Raw genomic sequence first — 22,959 nt, 5'->3', positions numbered from 1 at the left:
GGCGATGGCTTATTCCAGCTCTTCAAACACCAGCTTGGGTGGCTCGACGACACGCGCCACACTGTCAAGGCTGCGGGTCACCTGATTGGCAAAGAAGCTGCTGAGGGTATCGGGCTCCAGGGCGGCGGAGGCCAAGTTTGCCATGGCCTGTCCCATCGGAACGTAGTAGCTGCCTGCTGCGGCATTGAGCCGTTGCGGGCGCAACCCCACCTCCACCAGCGTGCGGGCCGGTGCTTTTTCGGCAATGCCCGTGCGATCGGCTGGCGGCGATACCTGCTGCTGGCGCACGGCGTTGTAACGCTGTACCTGCAAGGCACCCTCCTCTGCCACACGCAATACATTCACCCCCAGCAACTGCAAACGTTCGACGGCATCGGTTTCCGTGGCCGCCAGCAGATAGCCGCATGGGCGCGGACGCTGTGTCAGCGTACGCAATTCCAGGGTGGATGCCCAGGGTAGCTGGGCTTCCTGACGTTCTCCGGCAACGGGGCTGAGCCAGACCACGCTGCGCTGCTCCTGCTTGGCTTCTGCCTGAACCACCAACGTACCCTTGCAGGCTTGTGAAGCAGCTTCGCGCGTCACGAAGGAGCGTACTTTCTCCAGATCGGCGGCACGCGTTGCCGTCTGCTCCAGCACCTTGGACAAGACCGTGATATGGCTGTGGACACGACGCTGGGCATGGGTCTTCTGCAAGCCAACCCCGCGACTGGCCACCACCAGGCCGATGCTATTGCGCAGACCCTGCACATTGCGCAGACTTTCAGGGCGGGCATTGCCCATGCCCACGCCCGGACGCTGCTCACTGCCCACCGCATGGTGATACCAGTGGGAACTGAGGTTCTGGGCCTGCAATGCCGTCACCACCGGATCCACAAACCATTCGCGACCGGCCTTGCCAATGAAACTGCCCATATTGGGAGCCTGCCCGTACTGTAGCAAGACATCGTAGAACGCAATGCCCTGATAATGCGGCTGGAGGTAATTGCTGACCGGGTATTCCTGGCTGTCCACGACCACCAGTGGCCGGAAGTCCCGTGCCACCTGTGCCAGAGCGCGTGCTTCAGGAGTCCTCAGCAACAAATGGTCGTGTTCCAGATCGAGCTGGTTCACCACCGTGGCGGAACCGGTTTGTGCACCGTCCGGGTTGAGCCGCGGCACAATCACCACATTCACCTGCCCCAGCCAGCGCGACCATTCGCCGTGCATGAACTGCTGGGCAGCCACCAGCAGCGTTTCGGTGCCCACAGGTTCATCCCCGCGCTGGCCGCCCACCAGCAAGATGGTGGGCTTCTTTGAATTCGCGAATCCGGCTACGCCCAGTGAAGGCGTAATGTCACGCCCGATCAGCATCGCATGAATCGTCTCGCCTTTCTGGGAGCGGCCGATGCCGATGACCTGGGATTGCACCCCCGGCACGCTGCCTTCTGCCAGATTGTTGAGAAACGACAGAATCTCGCCATTGCTGCTCCAGACAGAACGCTCGGGCGACAGGCCTGCCGTGTAATACTGTACCGAAGGATCCGGGTAGCGGGCTGCAATCGCATCGCTGTAGTCTGCCAGTGCATAGCGCGGCACAGCCGGTTGATTCTGTGATGCTGTCCCATCCTCGATGGGGGCAGGCGGCCATTGCGGCAAGGGCGTGGTCTGACAGGCTGCCAGCAAGAGGGCACAGGCTCCCAGCCCACCCAGACGGCCCCATCGCCGCATCGGCCCCTGCGAAGATTTTGGCCCTTGTGGTTTCGGAAAATTCATCATGTTCGTCATCGGTTCAGTTCAAGGCTCGGCGTACGATTGGGTGAGTTTGCATTACTGTCGGGAAAATTCAGGGCAAAGACCTGTCAGAAGCCGTTGAATCAGGAGACTGGGCTGGATTCTTTGCATCCTTGTCGTGTTTTGGCAACAGACTGCCAATCGATGCTTCAGCAACGGCGGCTCCCGTCGAACGGGTTGGTCTGGCTTCTGCCTTGAGGTCTTCCACCACGTCCACCAGGCCATAGCCCTGCGACAGACGTAACTCATGCAGCGCATGAAGCATGTAGTGGATGAACCACAGGGCCGAAAAGATAAAGACCAGCGTGTAAATCCACACCCCCAGAGGCAACAGCACAGGGAATGCAAGCACGAACACAATCCCCGATGCCCACACCACACTGGGAGCCGCTCCCAGATAGGCACAAACCACCCCCATCAGGAGCAATGGCCAGCGGTGTTGTTGCAGCAACAGTTGCCGCTCCTGCGCATTCGCGTGGCCCAGCAACGCATCGGATGCAAACAGCCGGTAGGCCAGCCAGCCCCAGATCAACGGCGGAATCACAAATGCGAGCGGGGGAATCAACCACAGCGGCAGGGTCAGAACCCATGCCGCCACGGCCAGCACAGTAGCCCACAGCCCCCACCAGAGACTGCGCACCCAGCCCTGCTCTCCCAGGCTGGCAAGCTGGGGAAAGCGACGCACAGAAACCTGTTGAACCATGGCCGGCATCATGAAGACCGCCACCAGCACCAGACTGAGAATGGCCACCAGCGAACTGCTCACCAGAAACACAAAGGTCGAGGCCACCCAGGTGGCTGCATTGTCCATGCCCAACTGGGCCAGACCCGGTTGAATCCAGCCCCATGCCATGCTGGTTTCCAGCCATTGGCCAAACGCCTGCACTGCGGGTGTCCAGTAGAAATACCCCAGCAACAGCACCAAAGCCAGCATGACCGCCAGGGGCAGCAGGGAGATGGCGATGATTTTGGGACGCAGGCAATCCAGCAGTGCCCGCCCCAATGCGTTCAGCCAGGCATTCATGCCGTGTGCAGAGGAGTTTTGCTGATCACAATGCCGTCGTCGTCGGCATACAGCCAGTCCCCCGGCTGAACCGGCACGCCCTGAATCAACACTGGCACATCGGAAAAACCGGGCACTTCCCGTTGCGTGGGCAATGGCATCAACGCCAGGGCGCGAATACCGGTTTGTGCTTCGCGCAACTCGGCCACATCGCGCACGGCTCCATCCACCACCAGACCGGCCCAGCCATTTCGGGCCGCCGCAGCGGCCAGATTGCCACCGACCAGCGCGCGCCGCAGTGATGCGCCACCATCGACCACCAGCACGGCTCCGTTGCCGGGAGACTCCACCGCTGCCTTCACAGGAGAATTGTCCTCAAAGCATCGCACGGTGCGAACCGGACCGCAAAAGTGCGCAACGCCACCGTAGCTGTGAAACACCGGGGGCAGAACCCGGAAATCGGCCTGGGGTGTGGCGGCCTTGTGCGCATCGCCAAAGTCACAGGTGCTGAAATGGATTGCCAGTGGCAATGTGGACATGCGAACCTCCTGCATCGTAGTTTCCAAACAATGGGAGCTATTATCTGTGCGGATGGGCAACTGGCAGGCAAAACTGCAATGCCGCATGGCATGGACATTCTGGCAACCCAGTGCCAGATGCAGAGAAAGAGGTGTCTGCCTCGGAAGCCACTGGATCGGCAGCCTGAACCGGAGGATCAGGTGGGTAAGGGCAGCCCGGCGTTGGGTTCATCTGACGCGAGACGATCACGCTCACCGGGCAATGTACCAAACCCGTGCTCTATGAGCATTGGTTCAAGGAAATATAAGACCCAATGGAGAGGCAGACGGGATTCATTTTACGCGTTTTCCCCACCGGCAATCCCAAGAACACGAATGTTCCGCCCAAAGAAAAACCGGGACATTCCTGAAAAATGACCCGGCAGATACGCACAACCCCCGCCCTATGGCCGCAAGGGCACTTTGCACCACAGTGAAAAAAGGCAGGGATGCCCCGACAGGAAAATCAGGCGATTTTCTGCAAGGCCTGGTCAATCCGTGCAATCAGGGCACGAAGCTGATCCTGGTCCTTGTTTTGCGGTTCTGCGACAGGCTTGGCTGCCTGTGCCTCGGCATCGACTGGGGCAGCAACGGCAAGGGCATCTGTGGCATCTGCTGTTTCTTCCACATTCGCATCAGCCACCGCATCAGTGTCAGGAGCAGCGGCAGGCGTTGCAACGTCTTCCTCTGCTGTGGCCTGGGCGGCTGCATCGGCTTGTGCGGCAGGTTCGGCTGTCTCTGTCACTGTGGCATCGGCTTGCGGCTGCGCATCGACCGATGTTGCCGCTCCGGTTTCCTGCAACTGCTCCAGCGCGCGCAGTTGCTGGCGCACTTCCAGCAGATCCTGGGCCAGATGCAGTGCCGCCAGCACGGCAATCCGATCCGTGGGGCCACGCATCTTGCCTTCTTCATAAATGCGGGTCATGGCCGCATCGACCTGCTGGACGGCATCGAGCAGACGGTCTTCCTCTCCATTCGCACACCGGAGCAGGTAACTTTGTTTCAATATCTGGACTTCTACCTGCTTCATTGTGCATCTCCCTGTGGATTCGAGTGGGTGGCCTGGGCCGATGGGGACAGGCGATCCAGCGGCGTATCAATCGAGCTGCGAATCGCTTCCAGACGTGCCTGCAAGGCATCGCGTTCGCCGCGCAATTCCTCTACCTGCTGACGCAGTTCCCGCTGGTTTTGCACAGACTGGGTCAAACGCTCCAGCAGGGCATCCACACGCACACTGAGCTGTTCAAAAGATAAGTTTGAATGTTCCATAACCGTTGAATTGTAGGCTTTGCCATCGTGGTAGATGGGAGCAGTTGAGGGATTTTTGGCGTTTTATTGCAAAATCTCCACGCCGGTCTTGCTCTGGATTTCCTCAAAGCTGACCCCATCGGCCAACTCCACCAGTTTCAGCCCTTGCGGTGTGACATCCAGCACGCCCAGGTCGGTGATGATGCGGTCCACCACCCCCACACCGGTCAATGGCAGGGAGCATTCGGAGAGGATCTTCAGGTCGGTGGTGCCATCGCGCTTTCTGGCAACGTGCTCCATCAGCACGATCACGCGCTTGACTCCAGCCACCAGGTCCATGGCCCCGCCCATGCCCTTGACCATCTTGCCCGGAATCATCCAGTTGGCCAGATCGCCCTTGGCCGTGACCTGCATCGCTCCCAGAATGGAGAGATTGATCTTGCCGCCACGAATCATCGCAAAGCTCTGGTCGCTGCCGAAGATGGAGGATCCCTGCAAGGTCGTGACGGTCTGCTTGCCCGCGTTGATGAGGTCGGCATTGACCTGGTCTTCCGTCGGGAACGGGCCAATGCCCAGCATGCCGTTCTCGCTTTGCAGCCACACTTCCATGTCTGCGGGAACGTGATTGGCCACCAGCGTGGGGATGCCGATGCCCAGATTGACATAAAAACCGTCCTGCAATTCCTTGGCAGCACGCGCAGCCATTTGATCTTGTGTCCATGCCATGGTGTTCAGCCTCCAGCTTTCTCGGTGATGGTGCGTTTCTCGATGCGCTTTTCAGGATTCGGGTTGTGGACGATGCGGTGCACATAAATGCCCGGCAGGTGCACGTCGTCGGGGGCAATGGCTCCCGTCTCGACGATTTCTTCCACTTCCACCACGCAGATCTTGCCTGCCGTGGCCGCAGCAGGGTTGAAGTTGCGGGCCGTGAGGTTGAAGCGCAGGTTGCCGGAATGGTCGGCCACCTGGGCCTTGATGAGCGAAACTTCAGGCACCAGCGAATGCTCCATGACGTAGGTTTCCCCGTCGAATTCGCGCAGTTCCTTGCCTTCGGCCACCAGGGTGCCCACGCCGGTCTTGGTATAGAACGCGGGAATGCCAGCTCCACCGGCGCGCAGTTTCTCGGCCAGAGTGCCCTGCGGGGTGAATTCCAGCTCCAGTTCGCCGGCCAGGTACTGGCGTTCGAACTCCTTGTTTTCGCCCACATAGGACGAGATCATTTTCTTGATCTGGCGAGTCTCCAGCAGCTTGCCCAGACCAAAGCCGTCCACGCCCGCATTGTTGGAAATGACGGTGAGGTCTTTCACCCCGGAAGCGGCGAGCGCGTCGATCAGGGCTTCGGGAATGCCACACAGTCCAAAACCACCCACGGCCAGCAACTGGCCATCGGCAACGATGTCTTTCAAGGCTTCTTCGGCAGAAGGATAGAGTTTCTTCAAGATTGCCTCCACAATGAGCACAGAGAAATTTCACGAACCCCGAACTGCCGGCCCAGGGTTCCCGCATCAACGAAATCAGCAAACATTATGTGGCAGGTTCATGCCAATCCCTTTACAAGCCACGCAGAATTGCCGACAAAACGGTAAATTGCATGGAGCCTGCACGGCCGCACTCAACCCAGCGGACGCGCCAGGACATCCTCGGTCAGAATCTTCCATTGCCCGTCGCGCTGGTGCCAGTATTGGCGTACCGACAGCCCATCCGGGCTGACGCTGCTGGTGGAGTGGTGGGTGACGACCTTGACCTCGCCCTGCGCATCCGTCCAGCCGTACACGGAGACTTCCTGCACGGCAAAATCGCTGGCAGCATAGTGCTGGCTGTATTGCTGCAACTGCCGCCGCTTGCCGGGTGCGCGCAGGAAGCCGGGTTCATAAACGGCTTCGAGTTTCTGTGCCGATTGGGCGCGACGCACGCGCTCCCAGTCCCGCACGGTTTCCATGAAGGGGTCGGGCCGCAGGTTCTCCTGGAATGCCTGCCAGGCATCGGTCCATTCGATGCTGTCCCGAATCAGCACGGGCGTGTTGCTGTCCACGGTATCGAGCAGGAACTGCATGTCCGGGTTGGAGAGCACGATGCAGCCATCGCTGGCCAGCGGGGTGCGTGCAAATTGATCCGGCGGGGTGCCGTGCAGCCAGATGCCACTGCCCGAACGCCCCAGGGAACGATCCCAGCCATTCGGGTAGTTCAGCGGCAGTGCGCCCTTGCCATAGAAATCGGGCAGGCGTTGGCCGGGAATTTGTCCATTGGTGAAGTAAATCCCCAGCGGGGTACGCTGGTCGCCTTCCCTGCGCTTGTCCACGCCCAGAATGCCCACCGAGATGTAGTAGTCGCCGATGATGCGCAAGCCCAGCCCTTCATTGGCAAACAGGTACAGGCGGGATTTGCTGGCATCGATGGCAATCGCATGGCGCACGGAGTCGCTCACACGCAGAAACTCACGCGGCACGCTGCCCTGATGGGGTGGACGCTGGTGCGCCTGCAACCTGCGCTTGAGTTCTTCCTGCAACTGCTGGAGGCGAACCACCTCGGCTCTGCGGCCCGAACCCAAGAGCGATTCCTGCGAACCGATGGAGGGCGAGAGGCCGCTGCGCAAACCCAGCAGGTCGGCCTCTACCAGATGGGCTGCCTGGAAGTGTGGCAGATCGTCGGTCAGGCGTTCCACCGAAGCAAGCGCGCCATCGAGGTCACTGGAATCGACCTTCTGGAAGACTTCCAGCAGCCGATGTTCGGCTTCGCCGGACTGGCGCGTGCCATCGGGCAATGCCATCCATCCTTCCCGGCCCTGCGCATGACCGGCCAGCACGCCGCAGAGCGAAAGCACCAGGCACGCATTTGTGTGCCATCTGCGAAGACCCCAAGCTGTGTTCACGTCCCACCACCACTTTTCATACAAGCATTGTCAATCCGGGCTTGGCACCCACTGTTTCCTCTGTGTCAGCGCGCCGCGCCTTCGTGAACGATGCGCCACTGACCGTTTTCATTGCGCAAGCGCAATTCCTTGCGCATCGTGTCGCTGTAGGCATCGGACGAGTAGTCCTGGCGGAATGTCACGGTCGCCCGGTCGGCACTGGCCACGATGTCGATATTGCGCACTGCCACGGTAATCGAGTTGCGTCCGACGATGCGCTGCTCACGCTGTGCCTTCCAGCGCGCCAGCGAGGTGCCATCGGCAGGACGGAAGTTCTCGCTGTAAGCGGCCAGGTAGCGGTTCAGGTCGCGGTTGGACCAGGCATCGACCCATTCCTCGACGGCGGCGGCCACCTGGGTCTCAAAGCTGGCATCCACAGCAGGCTCGGCATCCACCACGGGTGTGGCTGGAGCTTCTGTCACAGCCACCACAGCAGGTTCTGCCGGAACCACCAGCACAGGCTCTGCGGGTGGCAGGACTTCGACAGGTTCGACCGCAGCAGGAGCCGTGATCTCGGTCGCAGGCACGTCTGCAATCGCGACCTGTACAGGCTCAGCCACTGGCTCTGGGACGGAAGGAGCGGCCACCGGCACGGCAGGCTGTGCGGGCGCAGCGGCCACCTGGGTGTCGGGCATCTCCTCGATCACCAGTGGTTCGGTCACCGGCGCAGTGGCATCTGCCACCACCACTGGTGCGGGTGCTGCGGCTTCCTGCACGGGTGCAGGAGCAGCTGCCGTCGTCCGGCCGGCCGATGCCACCCAGGTCTGCGGCATGCCGCCTTCCTGAACCGTGAAAATCTGGGTAATCACAGACAGTTTGGGAGCCAGTGTCTGGCGGGAATCGTCCAGTTGCAGGGCCTTGGCGTAAGCAGCACTGGCACGGCGGGCGTACAGGTCGCCCAGATTCTCATGGGCCGTGGCATAGCTGGGGTTGGTGCGAATGGCCGCTTCCAGAATTTCGGTGGCCTTGCGCTCGTCGCCCGAGGCCGCATACAGCACCGCGAGATTGTTGAACGGCTCCGGCAGGCTGGGATAGTCGTGCGTCAGGCGGGTGAAGATGTCGATGGCCTGCACATTGTGTCCTTGCTCGGTGGCGATGACCCCCTGCAGAAACCGCACCTGCACATCTTCCGGATGACTTTGCAGGTGGAAGGCAACGCGGCGTTCGGCCACATCCAGCTGGCCCTGTTCCAGCAAGCGCGAAACCTCATCGAAAACCGACTGCTGCACAGTCGATGCAGCCACACTGCCCATGCCGCCGGATACCCCCAGCAAGGCCACCAATGCGTGACAAAGCAACCGTGAACGACCACGGGCAGAGAGGCGCAGCGAAAGATTCTTTCCAAGCATACAGACGATTCTTTGATGATGAATGATAGAAGAGTGCCAAGTGCCAGACCTCCAACACCCGGCGCAAGGGCTGGCGTTGATGGATACGGAGTTGCCAATGTGGCGCGCACAATCATGGGTCATGCGACAACCAGCGCGTGCCAGCCGCCAAGCCATATCAAGGATACGAATGGAGACACAAGGCACCCCAGGAGATACTGGCGTGAAAACACCGATTGTATAAGCATAAGAGAAAACGCAAGCAGGCAGAGAACCCCCGTGTGAGGGGTTTATTGGCATGTTGCCAGCAGTGCAACGAAAACACCGCCACGACAGGCACAGGGCACCCGCTCAGGGCAGAAGCGGGGGAAGCCACTACAATTTCGGCCAGCCGCCCTATTCAGCACCACACTCCATCCATGACCCCATCTGCTCCCGACCATTCCCCCGCAGCCGTGCTGCGCATCTCGAATGTCAGCAAGGAATACCGCCTGTACGACAGCCCGCGCGCACGGCTGCAAACCCTGCTGACCGGCGAGGGAGCGTACCGCAGCCAGAAGGCATTGCAGAATGTGTCCTTCAGCCTGCCACGCGGCCAGTGCATGGGCGTGGTGGGCAGCAATGGCGCGGGCAAGAGCACGCTGCTGAAACTGGTCACGGGCACGATTCGCCCCACGTCCGGCACGGTATCGGTCGATGGCCGCATCACCGCCATCCTGGAGCTGGGGGCAGGCTTTCATCCCGATTTCACGGGCCGCCAGAACCTGCACTTCAGCGGCAGCCTGATTGGCCTTTCCGCCGAACAACTGCACACCCTGGAGCCAGAAATTCTGGCCTTCAGCGAGCTGGGCGAAGCCATCGACCGCCCGGTGCGCACCTATTCATCGGGCATGACGGTGCGGCTGGGCTTTGCACTGGTCACTGCCGTGCAGCCGGACGTGCTGATCGTGGACGAAGCCCTGGCCGTGGGCGACATGCGTTTCCAGAAAAAGTGCATCGACCGCATCCAGGCCTTTCGGGATGCGGGATGCAGCATCCTGTTCTGCTCGCACAGCAACTACCATGTGCGCCAGCTCTGCGACGTGGCCCTGTGGCTGGACAAGGGCCAGCAACGCATGTTCGGCCCCACCGAAGACGTGCTGGTGGCCTACGAGCAGCACCTGCGCCAGCTCGACCAGGAGGTCAGCGGCGCACCGATCTCTCTCGCACCCACAGCATCTGGTGACCCAGATGCCACCCCGGCGGATTTCCGCCATGCGGCCAGCGACAAGGCAGAAATTGTCGAATTCCGCATCGACTCGCTGGACGAATCGAGCGAGCCACCGCTGCTGCAATCGCACGATCTGCGCGTGCATGTGACCGTGCAGATGCCCCCGGACGAAGTGCCATCGATTGGCGTGATGATCGAGCAGCACCACGGCGTGGGCATCACCTCGGTGGCCACCCACTGGGAGAACACGCAGCCCCATTCGCTGGGCAACGGCCTGTGGCGCGCCACCCTGTACTATCCCGACATCAGCCTGCACACCGGCGAATACGTGCTCAGTGCCTACCTGTTCGACGCATCGGGGCTGCTGGTCTATGACCAATGGTTCCAGCACAAGATCATCCGGCTGCACTATGCCCACAGCAGGCCCGGCATCGTGCAACTGCCCCACACCTGGGAGGCATGAAGTGGCCGTGGCATGGCGCGAATACCTGTCGGCCCAGAGTCGGCGCGACCTCTGGGAACTGGTGCTGCTGCCCGGCATTGCCCTGTTCCTGCCCTGGCGGTGGGCATTCCGCATCTTTCGTTGGGCGGCATTTCACCTTCCTTCGCTGTACCGGCCTGCGGTCGATAGGGCCTTTGAACAGGCCCGGCAACGCCAGCGCACGGGCAGCAGCCCGCAGGAGGCGCACTGGTGGCAGGCACAGCGGCGGCTGGTGACGCTGGTCGATCATGCCGACCTCTACCTGTCCCTGCGCCACGGCCCGCGCTTTCTGGCACGCCATCTGGATGTACAGGGCCAATGGCCTGCCCCCGAGCAGGCAGGCATCAGTTGCACATTCCACTGGGGCGCGGGCATGTGGGGGCTGTACCACGCACGCCAGCACGGCCTGCGCACCGTGGCACTGATTGCGCCGCTGGACAAACAAAGCCCCTATTTCCAGGGCCGCCCGGTGCTCTACCGCTACACGCTGGCGCGGGTGCAACAGGTCATCAAGGCCTTGCAGCAGCAACCGGTGGACGTTTCCAAAAGCCTGCGCCCCGTGCTGAAAACGCTGGCACGGGGCGAACAGGTGCTGTTTCTGGCCGACGTGCCCGCCGATCAGGCCAGCACCTCCCTGCCCGTCTGGCTGGGGCCAGAGGCCATCCATGTGCCACGCGGCATGCTCAAGCTGGCCGTGGAGCAGCGCATTCCCGTCACCTTCTACATCGTCGGCATCAACCTGCTGACGGGCAGGCGGTTTCTGCGCATCGAACCGCTGGGCATATTTGCCAGCGAAGAAGCGATGGCACAGGCCCTGTTCACCCGCTTCAACGGCCTGCTGGACGAGCAAAACGTTGCCTGGCACCTGTGGAGCGAAATGCCGCGCTTCACCCAGGGCTGAACCTTGCTTCGTCCCGTTCCGATGCAAGCCCCCACCGCCCCGGCACTGCCCCACTATCCCGCACTGGATGGCTTGCGCGGCATTGCCGTGCTGATGGTGATGGCGTTCCACTCCCAAACGCCACTGCTGCCCGGCGGCTTCATCGGGGTGGATGTGTTTTTCGTCATCAGCGGCTACCTCATCACCACCCTGCTGCTGGCCGAACACGCCCGCAAGCAGCGCATCGACATTCGCCGCTTCTATGTCCGCCGCCTGCTGCGGCTGGCCCCGGCACTGCTGCTGATGCTGCTGGTTTTTGGCCTGTGCAGCCTGTTTCTTCTGCCCGCACCCCAGGCCATGCAAAACCTGCGCGAAGCCCTTGCCGCCCTTTTCTATGTTTCCAACTGGGTGCGGGCCTGGGGCTTTTTCGAGATGCCGTACCTGGGGCACACCTGGTCGCTGGCCATCGAGGAACAGTTCTACCTGCTCTGGCCGCTGCTGTTGCTGCTGGTACTGCGCCACACGACCCAGCCCCGCCATATCGCCCTGTTCGCACTGGGCCTCGTGCTATGGGTCATCGGGTACCGCACACACCTGGCATGGGACGCAGCCAGCATCGAACGCCTGTACAACGGCCTGGACACCCGCATCGACGAAATTCTGGTCGGCTGCCTGCTGGCAGCACTGGTGCGCAACCTTGCGCCAGTACCGGCGAAGGCCAGCCAAGCCACGGCATGGCTGGCCCTGCTGTGTTTCGCCGCGCTGTGTGGCATGGCATTCCTGGCCCGCTGGACCGACCGGTGGATGTACACGGTGGGATTTCCGCTCATCTCCGGCATGACGGCCTGGATGGTGTTCGACCTTTGCCACAACCGCCGCAGTGTGCTCCGGCACCTCATGACCGTGGGGCCACTGGTGCAGATCGGCAGAATCTCCTACGGCCTGTACCTCTGGCACTACCCGATTTATTTCAGCATGTACAAGCTGCAATACGGTTACTGGGCGATTCTGTGCCTTGGCTCCGCCCTCGCGCTGGTGTGCGCCATGGCCTCCTACCGATTCGTGGAAACGCGGTTTCTGGCCCTGAAGCCTTACTGAACACCACGTTCTCAGAAAACATCACGCACCACATAGATGGGCCGATTCTTCACCTCCTGGTAGATTTTTCCCACATATTCACCCAGTACGCCAATGCCCACCAGTTGCACCCCGGCGAGGAACAGCACCACGATCATCAGGGAGGCATACCCCGGCACGTCCACACCCAGCAGCACGGTTTTGCAGAGAATGTAGAGTCCGTAGCCGATGGCCAGCAGGGACACCAGCAGCCCCAGGTAGGTGGACAGGCGCAGGGGCAGGATGCTGAAGCTGGTGATGCCGTCCACGGCAAAACGGCACAGCTTCCAGAATCCGAAGCTGGACTGCCCCTGGTGCCGGGGGGCGACGTCGTACTCGATCACCACGGCCTCGAACCCTGGCCAGACGAAGATGCCTTTCATGAAGCGCGACTTCTCGCGCATGTTCCTGATGGCATCCACCACCTTGCGATCCATCAGCCTGAAGTCCCCCACATCGCGCTCCATCGGCATCTCGAAAATGGCCGATGCCAGCCGGTAGAACGCATGGGAAAACCCCCTCTTGCGCAGCGTCTCGTGCCGACGGTCGGTGCGCCGGGCCTGCACCACCGCGTGTCCCTGCTCCCACAGGCGCAGCATTTCCGGAATCTTGTCGGGGGGATGCTGCAAATCGGCATCAATCGGAATGACGGCATCGCCCTGCGCAAAGTCCAGCCCGGCGGTCAGGGCCGCTTCCTTGCCGAAATTGCGCGAAAAATTGATGATCTTGATGGCAAGCCCGCCACGCTTGAGCGCGAGCAATCTGTCCAGCGTCGCATCGCGGCTGCCATCGTTGATGCACAGATACTCGAAATCGTACTGACCGGCCTGGGCCGCCAGGCTCTGCTGCAAAACCGCGAAGAATGGCTCCACATTGCTCTCTTCGTTGAACATCGGAACCACGATGCTGATTGTCTTCATTGGCTTCCTTCAGAAAACGGCAATCCCATAGACCACATGGCTGCGGCTGGTCACCACCACCTCCACGTCCCCCTCGCACGAGCGGCACAGGAACACGGACTGGGCATCGTCCTGGTGCACCCGCTCCACCCCCGCTGCCGACACATGCACCTGCTGCACCGCCCGGAATGGGAAGGCATAGTCCGTCACGACAAAATAATCCCCACTGCGCAAAGACAGGGTGAATGTGCGCGCCGAAGCCTCGGTGTAGGCCTGCTGCACCGGCGGATAGCGCATGTACTGGGGTTGCGCCTGCACAAAATCGCCATGGTAGGCCCGCACCGGCAACAGCACCATACCGGCGGTTTGCTCTGCCGTGGTACGCCCCAGCACCGTGTGCAGGGACTGCGGCAGGCCCACCCAGTGGGATGCGTCGTCGCGCCAGCCCGCCACCTGCACCGACAGACCGGGACACTGCCGCTGCTGGCCCAGCGCGTAATTGTGCAGAACATTCAGCCCCAGATTGCCATGAATGGTCTTGCCCTGGCCCCGGCACAGCCAGTCATTGACCGCCTGGACATCGGCATAGCGCATGAACTGGTAGCCCTGTGCCGGGCTGTGCGGCTGCTTGATGTCGATCAGCGGATGGTAGGCCATGGCAAATTCTCCATGCGGATGCCGCTGGCGCGACACATGCCAATCCACTGCCAGCAAGCACAGCACCCAGCCCGCCAGCAGCACCAGAGCGTATGAAAACCAGCGTGGCGGCAGACTGGCAAAACCCAGCGACAGCACCAGCACGAACAGCAGAAACACCGCATCGAGCATATAAAAAGTGGTTTCGGCACGGATGCGAAACACCACCAGCATGGCCAGCACCAGCACCGCCAGCAAGCTTTTGCGCCACCTGCGCTGGCGCACCATGAACAAGGCCATTCCGGCCACCATCAGCAGACCATAGCCCCCAAGAAAAAACCACCGCAGCGGGCCATCGAGCATCAGATAGCCCTTCAACCAATAATCGAAGCCATCGAACAACGCCTGTTTCCAGAACAGCGGGAAGTTGCCCCAGTCCACCCCGCTGCGGGTGTCAGCCGAATACGCCGTCAGTCCTGCCAAAGAAGCGGCGGGGTTGGCCCACAGTTGGTAGAGCACCGTCAGAAACGGCAATGCCAGCAACGCTGCATAAAACAGCACCCGTTTCAGCGTCAGCCTGCGTGCCAACACCGCCAGCAGCGCAAACGCCATGACCACGGCCGTGGGGTGCGCATGCACTGCAAGCCCAAAGCAGAGGAATACCAGCACGAGGTAAAGCCCATGCCACACGCCAGAAGATGTCCCCTGTCCTCCTTCAGGCGAGATGGCCGATCCACCCGCAACGGGATGCAGATGGCCCGTGTGCCGGAGGTACTTCACCATGCACAACAACATCCACAGCGACAGCGGCATCACGAACATCGGGTGGGCAGGCAGCACCTGCTCGAAACGCCCCCAGTACGGCAGCGACACCATCAGGGCCAGCCACAATCCCAGCCGGTTGCCCTGCAACTGTCTGCCCAGCCAGTAAGCCGCCACCAACTGGGAGGCCGCCAGCGCATACAGGCACACCACCAGGGCCATGGGCTGCTGCACCAGCCACCACAACAGGGCGAGTGCGTAATACCACACCGGCCCCAGGTGAAAACGGCTGGCCAGCACCGGCCCTTCCAGCGGCAAGGCCTGGCCCTGCACGATCTGCAAGGCCACATGCAAGTCCCTGGCCGTGTCGATACTGATGATGGCAGTCCAGGCCCTTGCCACCGAAAAGGCCGCCAACACGGCCAGCAACAGCCACGAAAAAACTGCGGAATTCTTCTTCATGGGGTGAATTGTCCGACAGTCGCAGCCCCAGCCCATCACAGCACCGACACAATCCTGCAACCAAAATCTGAAACAGTCGGCCTCTGGATCAATTTCTCAGGGGTTTTTGGCATGGCACTGACAGCAGGCAGCATTGCATGGGTGGGCTTCAACGCAGACGGCGACGACGGTTTTGCCTTTGTGGCACTGGATGACATTCCAGCGGGCACGATCATCCACTTCCGTGACGACGAATGGAACGGCAGCCAGTTCGCCGACGAGCGCGAAGGACTGGTGAGCTGGAGCAACACCAGCGGTGCGACGCTGGCGGCAGGCACCGTGGTGGAACTGCTTTCCACGAGTGCTTCCCCGGCCATCGCCAATGTGGGCGAAGTCACGGTGGTGCGCAGCCTCAACCTGAACGCTTCCGACGAGGTGCTGTACGCCTACACCAGTACCGAAAACGGTACAACGGGCGAATTCAGCTTTCTGGCTGCGCTGGCCAATTCGGGCTTCAATGACAAGAACGGCTCTCTGGCCCAGACCGGTCTGGTGGCAGGAGAAACGGCACTGGACCTGTCGCTCGTCGATGCGGGGGCCGATGTGGCGGCCTACGATCCGGCGGTAGGAGGTTTCCAGTTTGCCGACAAGGCCAGCGCGCTGGCAGCCATCCACCATGCGGCCCACTGGAAGACCCAGGATGCGGGTGGCGATCAAGACAACGATGGCATCGTGCCCGATGCTCCGTTCCTCACCAGCGAGCACTCACCGCTCAGAGACGTGAACTTCCGCATCGGCGAGGATGCCGCAACGGCTCCGACCCTGCTCATCAGCGAAGTGCTCTCCCAATCGGCTGGTCATGGCATCGACTTCTTCGAGCTGTACAACCACGGCGACAGCACCATCGACCTCAGCGGCTGGAGCTGGACGGACAGCAACACCAGTGCGAACACCTTCTTTGCCAGCGGCACCACGCTGGCAGCAGGCCAGAAGCTGGTGGTCGTGATCGGCACAGAAGCCGATCTGGCGCGCTTTCGCTCCGACTGGGACCTGCCGGAAGACTTCCCGCTGCTGGCACTGGACGGCCCCGGCCTTGGCAACAAAGACAGCGTTCGCATCGTGGATGCCGATGCGAATCTGGTCACGGCCTTCGACTGGACGAATGCCAGCACCAACCACGCCGGCCCATCGGTAGGCGGCGCAGCCAACACCTCTGCCGTCTGGGATGGCCAGTCCACCACTGCACCCGAATACGTCGGCTCGGTGGCCGGTATCGATGGTGCCTACACCCACAACGCTGGAACCGGCTCTCCCGGTGGCCCGTTCATCCGCTACAGTGCCACCACATTCAACGAAAACACCAGCAACGATGGCAGCATCACCACCAGTGTGACGCTGACACTGCGCGGCGACAGCTTCACGGCAGGCGAGAACCTGCTCGATGGCCGGGCCACCATCACCCACCTGCCCGAGGGTCTGACCGCCCAGCTCACACGCACCGGCGACCACACCGCCACGCTGACCCTCAGCGGCACTGCCGCCGCCCATGCGAATGCCGATGACATTGCCAATCTGGGCGTGGCATTCGCCGATTCGGCCTTTGCCAGCGGCCAGGCCAGCAAGGTATTCAACGCCACCAAGACCGACCTGTCCATCGACTTCATCGAGCCGTCGCTGCACTTCAGCACCGTCACGCTCAACGAATCCCGCGCCTTCGATGGCTCGGTCGATGGCGCCATCGTCATCACCCTCCACGGCGACACCTTCAGCGCAGACCTGAACAGCCACATCCAGCTCGACAAGATGCCCGCCGGCCTGACCGCCCAGTTCACACGCACCAGCGACAACACCCTGGAACTGCGCTTCACCGGCCAGGCCGAGACGCACGACAGCGATCTGAACGACATCGGCCTCACCTTCCTGGATGGAGCCTTCAGCACCCTGCCCGCCAGCGGCATCGCCCACAGCAGCCGCAGCGACCTGGGCATCGACTTCGCCAGCGAGAACGCCCCGCTGCAAGCCTTCCAGCCCAAGGACGGCACCGCCTGGGGCAGCTCCGACACCTCCACCGCACAGGCCCTGGATGCCAACTACATGGTGGTGGGCGATGACGAGGAAAGCGTACTGCGCATCTACCACCGCGAAGGCGGCAAGGCCCTGGTGGAGTGGGACTACAGCGGTTTCCTGAACAACGGCGGTGAACTCGACCTCGAAGGCGGCACGCTGGTGGGCGACACCTATTACTTCAGCGGCTCGCACAGCAACAACAAGAGCGGCAACGAACAGGACAGCCGCGAATACCTGTTTGCCGTGAAGATCGAAGGCACGGGCACCGCCACCCAGTTCCACTGGATCGGCAAGACCGAGGGGCTGGAAGCCGCGCTGGTGGAATGGGACAACAGCCAGAACGGTGGCAAGTTCGGCTTTGCGACAGGCTCTGGCGCAGGTGTGGCACCGGAGCGCGTGGATGGCTTCTCGATTGAAGGTCTGAGCGTGAACCTGGCAGGCGACGGTCTGCTGCTGGGCTTTCGTGCGCCACAGTCCGACACCCAGACACGCGACAAGGCCATCATCGTGGAACTGGCACTGAGTACAGCCAGTGCGGGAGACACCGGCATCGGCGGCATCCAGCAGGTGATCGAACTCAACCTCGGCGGGCGCGGCATTCGCTCCATCGAGAAAGCCGCCGACGACAGTGGCTACCTGATCCTGGCCGGCCCGGCCGGTGGCGCGAGCGACGAAGTGACCCACGACTTCCGCCTGTTCCGCTGGGACGGCAGCGGCGAACCAGTGGAACTGGACGTGAACCTGGACGCACTGCGCGATGCCACCGGCGGCAGCTTCGAGACCATCGTCGATGTGCTGAGCACCGAACAAGGCACCTGGGTGCAACTGTTGCAGGACAACGGCGACACCGTATGGGAGGGCAAGACCAGCGGCTCCAAAGACCTGCCCGCAGGCGAGCAGCAATTCGTCGGCAACTGGGTGCAGCTTGGCGGTGTGGTCAGTGACCACAACGGCCCCGTACTGGCCAGCAGCAGCCCGGCCGATGATGCAGGCAACGTGGCCACGCAAGCCCCGCTGGTACTGCGCTTCGACGAAGGCGTGAAGCTGGGCACAGTCGGCAGCTTCACCCTGAAGCAGGCCGATGGCACGGTAGTGGAAAGCATCGACGTGGCCCACCACAGCGGCAAGCTGACCGTGGCCTTCAACACCGTCACCCTGAACTTTGCCAGCACACTGGCGCATGGCAGCGGCTACTACGTCGAAGCCAGCGACGGTGCCGTGACCGACCACTACGGCAACGCCTGGGGCGGCATCAGCGACAGCGACACCCTGAACTTCCAGACAGCCGCGCCATTCACGCCCCCCGCGCTGCTGATTACCGAAGTGAACTCCAACGCCAAGCCTGCCGATTTCTTCGAGCTGTACAACCACGGCGATACTCCCATCGATCTCAGCGGCTGGCAATGGACGGACTCGGAAGGCGCGAAGGTCGCCACCTTCGGTGCCAACACGACATTGGCGGCAGGCGAACGGCTGGTCGTCATCAACGATGGCAGCGTCGAAGCCTTCAAGACCGCCTGGGGGCTGGATGCCTCCGTGCAGGTCGTGGTAGCGGCTTCAGGAGAAAGCGCAGGCCTGGGTGGCAACGATGGCGTGGTCGTGCTCGACCCGAACGGCAACGTGGCCGCCAGCATCAACTACGGCACCAATGCCTTCAGCATCCACGGCACCACAGTGCAACCCCTGGTGCAGAGTGGCGACACCACCTCCGCCGGTGGACACGCCGGGGAAGCTGTGGGCGGCAGCAAGACGGCTTCGCTGGTCTGGGACGGCATCGACTCTGCCAACCCGCATTACACCGCCGCCGTGGCCGGACAGAACGGCGCATTCGCCCAACCCGGCAGCCCCGACAACATCGGCTCGCCCGGTGCCATCCGTGCCCCAGAAGCCAGCGTGGGCGATGCCCCCAGCTACCACCAGCCTTTCGACGATGCCAGCGGCTTTGCCGAATTCAGCGTGGTCAGCGTGGATGCCGACGCAGCCAGCTCCTGGTACTACGGCAATGGTGTTGCCGAAGTCAATGGCTACGGCGATGCCGCCGCCGCCAACGACTGGCTCATCTCCAAGGCATTCAACCTGGACGACACCAGCGTGGAATACCTCAGCTTCAAGACCTGGACGCGCTTTGCCGACAACGGCATGGACGGCCCCGCAGTGAAGCTGCTGTACTCCAGCGACTACAGCGGCAGCGGCTCCCCCGATACCGCCACCTGGACGGAACTGGACTACACCTCCTCGCCCGCCGACAGCCAGCAATGGACGGACTCGGGCGCGATCGACCTCTCGGGCATCGGCGGCAGCAACGTGTACTTCGCCTTCCAGTACCAGTCTTCCGGCACAGGCGGCAGCAGCTCCTCGCAGTGGCGCATCGATGACTTCAAGCTGGAAAGCTACACCGGCTCCGTGCTCTCCATCGCCGCCACCGATGCCGACAAGGCCGAAGGCGACAGCGGCAGCACCGACTTCACCTTCACCGTCACCCGCAAAGGCGACACCACACTGGCCAGCAGCGTGGACTGGGCCGTCACCGGAACGGGCAGCCACCCGGCTTCAGCCGAGGACTTTGCAGGCAACACCTGGCCCACAGGCAGTCTGCTGTTCGCAGTGGGAGAAACCAGCAAAACCATCACCATCCAGGTGCAAGGTGACACCACCGCCGAGCAGGACGAAAGCTTCACCGTGGGCCTCACCAACCCTGGTGCAGATACTCACATCGCTGGTGCCAGCGCAGAAGGCGTGATTCGCAACGACGAACTGAGCATCACCAAAATCCACGCCGTGCAAGGCAGCGGCGACACCTCGCCGCTGCATGGCAACAGTGTCACCATCGAAGGCATCCTGACGCACTATGCCCCCGGCCTCAGTGGCTTCTATGTGCAGGAAGAAGACCACGACACGGACGGCGATGCCAGCACCTCCGAAGGCATCTTCGTCTACTTCGGCACCAGCCTGGTGATTCCGGGCCTCTCCGAAGCCAGCGTGGGCGACACCGTGCGCATCAGCGGCACCGTCGGCGACTACCGGGGCCAAACCCAGCTCATCGTGAATCAGGCCGCCCACTACCAGGTGGTAAACATCGGCGGCCCGGGCAACCTGCCCGCGCCAGTGGGCATCCGGTTGCCGGTCTCCAGCCTGATGGACTGGGAATCCGTCGAAGGCATGCGGGTGGAAGTCACCTCCGCCACCGATGGCGGCGCACTCGTCATCACCGACAACTACAACCTGGGCCGCTATGGTCAGGTAACCCTGACCTCGGACGAAATCCAGTACCAGTTCACCGAGCACAATGCCCCGGACCAGGATGGCTTTGATGCCTACAACGCCGAAATCCAGAAAGACCAGATCATCCTGGACGACCTCAGCAGCCAGCAGAACCCGGCCAGCCACTACGGACGCAACGGCCAACCACTCTCGGCCGACAACACGCTGCGCGCCGGTGACAGTGTCGAGAAAATCGTCGGCATCGTCGATCAGTTCATCGACACCGATGCAGGCGTTCATGAAACCAGCTACCGCATCCAGCCCACCGACATCGTGAACTTCACCGGTGACGACCGCCCCACCACCAACGACATCCCCGATGCCGTGGCCAACGCCGAAATCAAGGTGGGTGCATTCAATGTGCTCAACTACTTCACCACACTGGGATCCACCAGCTTCACCACACCGGCGGGCACCTCGCACAGCGGGCGTGGAGCCAGCAATGCCAGCGAATTCGCCCGCCAGGAAGCCAAGATCGTCGAAGGCATCCTCGGGCTGGATGCCGACGTACTGGCACTGAACGAAATCCAGAACAACGGCTACGGCGCAGACAGTGCATTGCAGGCCCTGGTGAATGCCCTCAACGCCAAGGCGGGCGCAGGCACCTACGACTTCGTCAAAGGCCCGTTCCAGACTGGCAACGGCACGGCCGCCACCGCAGGCGGCGATGCCATCATGGTGGCCATCCTCTACAAGACCGATGCCGTGGAGCTGGTGGGCCAGGCCGCCGTGCCCGACACCGACCTGTACGATGCCTTCTCGGCCACCTACGGCAACCGCGTGCCCGTGGCGCAAACCTTCCAGTCCAAGGCCAGCGGCGAACAATTCACCGTGGTCGCCAATCACTTCAAGTCCAAGGGCAGTGCCACCAGTGTGCAAGGCCCCGACAGCGGCGACGGCCAGGGCAGCAGTGTGGCCGCCCGCCTGAAAGCCGCCGAGCAACTGAAGGCATGGCTGGACGGCAACCCCACCGGCAGCGACGACCCCGACGTGCTGCTGGCAGGCGACTTCAACTCCTACAGCCAAGAAACCCCATTGAGCTGGCTGCAAGCCAACGGATTCGAGAAAGTCTCGCAAGGCCACTCCTACTCATTCGATGGCCTGTGGGGTTCGCTGGACCATGCCCTCGCCAGCAGCAGCCTGTCCCAGCAGATCACCGGCTCATGGAAGTGGGCGATCAATGCCGAAGAACCCGGCCTGCTCGACTACAACCAGGAATACAAGAATGCCGACCAGCGAAACGACTACTACCAATCCGATGCCTACCGCTCCAGCGACCACAACCCGCTGCTGATCGGACTGAACCTCGGGCAGAACCACGGCGACAGCGACGCAGAATTTCTGGACAGCCTCTACCAGAACCTGCTCCAGCGCGACCCCGACACCGAAGGCCTTGCCCACTGGAGTGCGGCCCTGGAAGGCGGCCAACTCGGTCGGGACGAAGTCTTTGCCCAGTTCATCCACTCGGCGGAAGTGCAGCAGCAATTCAAGCCCGTCGTGGCCCTGTACCTCGCCCTGCTGGGGCGCGTGCCGGAAGCAGGCGGCTACCAGTATTGGTCAGAAGCCCTGCGCAGCGGCCTGAGCACAGGAACCCTGGCAGAAACCATTCTGGCATCCGATGAATTCCAGAACCAGCCTGTCACCGGCGACGTTCAGGAAGCATTCGTCCATAACCTCTACCAGCACCTCCTGGGGCGTACAGCCGACAGCGAAGGACTGGCTTTCTGGCTCCAGCAACTGGACAATGGCAGCAGCCTGACCGACGTAACCAAGGCCTTTGTGGCATCGGCAGAGTTCCAGACCCAGGTTCCACACAGCACCACCGCCGTGCTGCGCTTCCTGACCGAAGAAGGCCGCCTGCCCAGCAATCAGGAACTGGCAGAAGCCCTGGAAACGCTGGAAAACCATGCAGCAACCCCATCCACCACAGCCGACACCATCGACACCGCTGACGCATGGTGGCTGCTCCAGAACCTGGACACCCAGGACGCACTGGAGGCATGGCAGGACAGCGAAGCCGACCTGTTCCAGCCCCTGGATCCTGCGGGCACCGATGGGGCATTCGTGCAACTCACCGGCGTGGATGCACTGGCAGCCTGAGCGGATTCCACGCCAGGGAAGGTCTGCAAAACTCTTGCGGTAAGCCCGCGCCCGCCAATGGGATGCAGCGCAAGGCGGATTTTGCGGTCAATAGCGGGGCTATTGACCGCAAAAGCCAACGCAGCGATGCACCCAGTGGCGGGATGCGGGCGGCGCAACGGGTTTTGCAGACCTTACCTAGGGAGAATGGCACCTACTTAAGCCTGTTCCCCGTCATTCCGGGCTTGACCCACTGCTGTCCGGAATGTTTGGGTAGGCGTTTGGATGCGGCTATTTCAACTGTCTTTTCATT

At 62.0% G+C, this 22,959-nt stretch carries 15 protein-coding genes; 4 read left to right on the top strand and 11 right to left on the bottom strand.

Annotated elements, in window-relative coordinates; genetic code table 11:
• Positions 1-9 precede the first annotated feature (9 nt).
• From BUE21_RS01920 to BUE21_RS01880, 9 genes are all read right to left on the bottom strand, one after another.
• Positions 10-1,752 (bottom strand): M14 family zinc carboxypeptidase, encoded by a 1,743-nt coding sequence (locus BUE21_RS01920; RefSeq protein ID WP_159435783.1) that lies wholly within the window; start codon positions 1,750-1,752, stop codon positions 10-12.
• A gap of 70 nt (positions 1,753-1,822) precedes the next feature.
• On the bottom strand, positions 1,823-2,794 hold the full coding sequence (locus BUE21_RS01915; RefSeq protein ID WP_073354070.1) for an EI24 domain-containing protein: 972 nt from the start codon (positions 2,792-2,794) through the stop codon (positions 1,823-1,825).
• Entirely contained in the window at positions 2,791-3,312 is a 522-nt protein-coding gene (gene rraA / locus BUE21_RS01910; RefSeq protein ID WP_073354207.1) for a ribonuclease E activity regulator RraA, read from the bottom strand. The genes BUE21_RS01915 and rraA overlap by 4 nt, the downstream gene beginning before the upstream one ends.
• A 484-nt stretch (positions 3,313-3,796) precedes the next feature.
• Positions 3,797-4,360, bottom strand: coding sequence for a cell division protein ZapA (locus BUE21_RS01905; protein ID WP_073354067.1), 564 nt, complete (start codon positions 4,358-4,360; stop codon positions 3,797-3,799).
• Positions 4,357-4,599: a hypothetical protein gene (locus tag BUE21_RS01900; RefSeq protein ID WP_073354064.1), complete on the bottom strand. Its 243-nt coding sequence runs from the start codon at positions 4,597-4,599 to the stop codon at positions 4,357-4,359. Before BUE21_RS01900 ends, BUE21_RS01905 begins: the two co-directional genes overlap by 4 nt.
• 63 nt (positions 4,600-4,662) lie before the next feature.
• A complete protein-coding gene (locus BUE21_RS01895; RefSeq protein WP_073354062.1) occupies positions 4,663-5,304 on the bottom strand; it encodes a 3-oxoacid CoA-transferase subunit B in 642 nt (213 codons plus the stop codon).
• A gap of 5 nt (positions 5,305-5,309) precedes the next feature.
• The gene (locus BUE21_RS01890; protein WP_073354204.1) at positions 5,310-6,017 is read right to left on the bottom strand and encodes a CoA transferase subunit A; all 708 of its coding nucleotides are present in this window, start codon (positions 6,015-6,017) and stop codon (positions 5,310-5,312) included.
• Between the two features lie 173 nt (positions 6,018-6,190).
• The gene (locus BUE21_RS01885) at positions 6,191-7,345 is read right to left on the bottom strand and encodes a L,D-transpeptidase family protein (protein WP_143164375.1); all 1,155 of its coding nucleotides are present in this window, start codon (positions 7,343-7,345) and stop codon (positions 6,191-6,193) included.
• A 167-nt stretch (positions 7,346-7,512) separates the two neighbouring features.
• Entirely contained in the window at positions 7,513-8,835 is a 1,323-nt protein-coding gene (locus BUE21_RS01880) for a L,D-transpeptidase Cds6 family protein (RefSeq protein ID WP_200796674.1), read from the bottom strand.
• A gap of 398 nt (positions 8,836-9,233) precedes the next feature.
• On the opposite strand from BUE21_RS01880, the gene BUE21_RS01875 reads away from it, so the two are divergent.
• From BUE21_RS01875 to BUE21_RS01865, 3 genes are read left to right on the top strand one after another with little or no spacing between them, the layout of a single operon-like run.
• Positions 9,234-10,487, top strand: a complete 1,254-nt coding sequence (locus BUE21_RS01875) for an ABC transporter ATP-binding protein (RefSeq protein WP_073354057.1) — start codon at positions 9,234-9,236, stop codon at positions 10,485-10,487.
• A gap of 7 nt (positions 10,488-10,494) precedes the next feature.
• Positions 10,495-11,406: a hypothetical protein gene (locus BUE21_RS01870; RefSeq protein ID WP_143164374.1), complete on the top strand. Its 912-nt coding sequence runs from the start codon at positions 10,495-10,497 to the stop codon at positions 11,404-11,406.
• A 21-nt stretch (positions 11,407-11,427) separates the two neighbouring features.
• Entirely contained in the window at positions 11,428-12,483 is a 1,056-nt protein-coding gene (locus BUE21_RS01865; protein WP_073354052.1) for an acyltransferase family protein, read from the top strand.
• 11 nt (positions 12,484-12,494) lie between these two features.
• Here BUE21_RS01865 and BUE21_RS01860 read toward each other — a convergent pair whose 3' ends face one another.
• Together BUE21_RS01860 and BUE21_RS01855 are read right to left on the bottom strand one after the other, a co-directional pair.
• Complete coding sequence (locus BUE21_RS01860) at positions 12,495-13,421, bottom strand: glycosyltransferase family 2 protein (RefSeq protein WP_073354048.1); 927 nt, start codon at positions 13,419-13,421, stop codon at positions 12,495-12,497.
• Between the two features lie 9 nt (positions 13,422-13,430).
• Entirely contained in the window at positions 13,431-15,260 is a 1,830-nt protein-coding gene (locus BUE21_RS01855; RefSeq protein ID WP_073354045.1) for a hypothetical protein, read from the bottom strand.
• A gap of 111 nt (positions 15,261-15,371) precedes the next feature.
• Between BUE21_RS01855 and BUE21_RS01850 the strand changes: the two genes are divergently transcribed.
• Positions 15,372-22,667 (top strand): ExeM/NucH family extracellular endonuclease, encoded by a 7,296-nt coding sequence (locus BUE21_RS01850; RefSeq protein WP_073354042.1) that lies wholly within the window; start codon positions 15,372-15,374, stop codon positions 22,665-22,667.
• Positions 22,668-22,959 lie beyond the last annotated feature (292 nt).

The organism is Lampropedia hyalina DSM 16112, assembly GCF_900129055.1.
Lineage (GTDB): Bacteria > Pseudomonadota > Gammaproteobacteria > Burkholderiales > Burkholderiaceae_C > Lampropedia > Lampropedia hyalina.
The sequence above is the reverse complement of the archived record's forward strand: the minus strand, read 5'-3'. Positions and strand labels throughout refer to the sequence as shown.

Excerpts from the sequence above, each read along its gene's own strand:
- BUE21_RS01915 (WP_073354070.1), bottom strand. The coding sequence starts at position 2,794 with ATGAATGCCTGGCTGAACGCATTGGGGCGGGCACTGCTGGATTGCCTG.
- BUE21_RS01875 (WP_073354057.1), top strand. The coding sequence starts at position 9,234 with ATGACCCCATCTGCTCCCGACCATTCCCCCGCAGCCGTGCTGCGCATC.
- BUE21_RS01905 (WP_073354067.1), bottom strand. The coding sequence starts at position 4,360 with ATGAAGCAGGTAGAAGTCCAGATATTGAAACAAAGTTACCTGCTCCGG.
- BUE21_RS01900 (WP_073354064.1), bottom strand. The coding sequence starts at position 4,599 with ATGGAACATTCAAACTTATCTTTTGAACAGCTCAGTGTGCGTGTGGAT.
- rraA (WP_073354207.1), bottom strand. The coding sequence starts at position 3,312 with ATGTCCACATTGCCACTGGCAATCCATTTCAGCACCTGTGACTTTGGC.
- BUE21_RS01850 (WP_073354042.1), top strand. The coding sequence starts at position 15,372 with ATGGCACTGACAGCAGGCAGCATTGCATGGGTGGGCTTCAACGCAGAC.
- BUE21_RS01895 (WP_073354062.1), bottom strand. The coding sequence starts at position 5,304 with ATGGCATGGACACAAGATCAAATGGCTGCGCGTGCTGCCAAGGAATTG.
- BUE21_RS01865 (WP_073354052.1), top strand. The coding sequence starts at position 11,428 with ATGCAAGCCCCCACCGCCCCGGCACTGCCCCACTATCCCGCACTGGAT.
- BUE21_RS01860 (WP_073354048.1), bottom strand. The coding sequence starts at position 13,421 with ATGAAGACAATCAGCATCGTGGTTCCGATGTTCAACGAAGAGAGCAAT.
- BUE21_RS01855 (WP_073354045.1), bottom strand. The coding sequence starts at position 15,260 with ATGAAGAAGAATTCCGCAGTTTTTTCGTGGCTGTTGCTGGCCGTGTTG.
- BUE21_RS01880 (WP_200796674.1), bottom strand. The coding sequence starts at position 8,835 with ATGCTTGGAAAGAATCTTTCGCTGCGCCTCTCTGCCCGTGGTCGTTCA.
- BUE21_RS01885 (WP_143164375.1), bottom strand. The coding sequence starts at position 7,345 with ATGGCATTGCCCGATGGCACGCGCCAGTCCGGCGAAGCCGAACATCGG.
- BUE21_RS01920 (WP_159435783.1), bottom strand. The coding sequence starts at position 1,752 with ATGAATTTTCCGAAACCACAAGGGCCAAAATCTTCGCAGGGGCCGATG.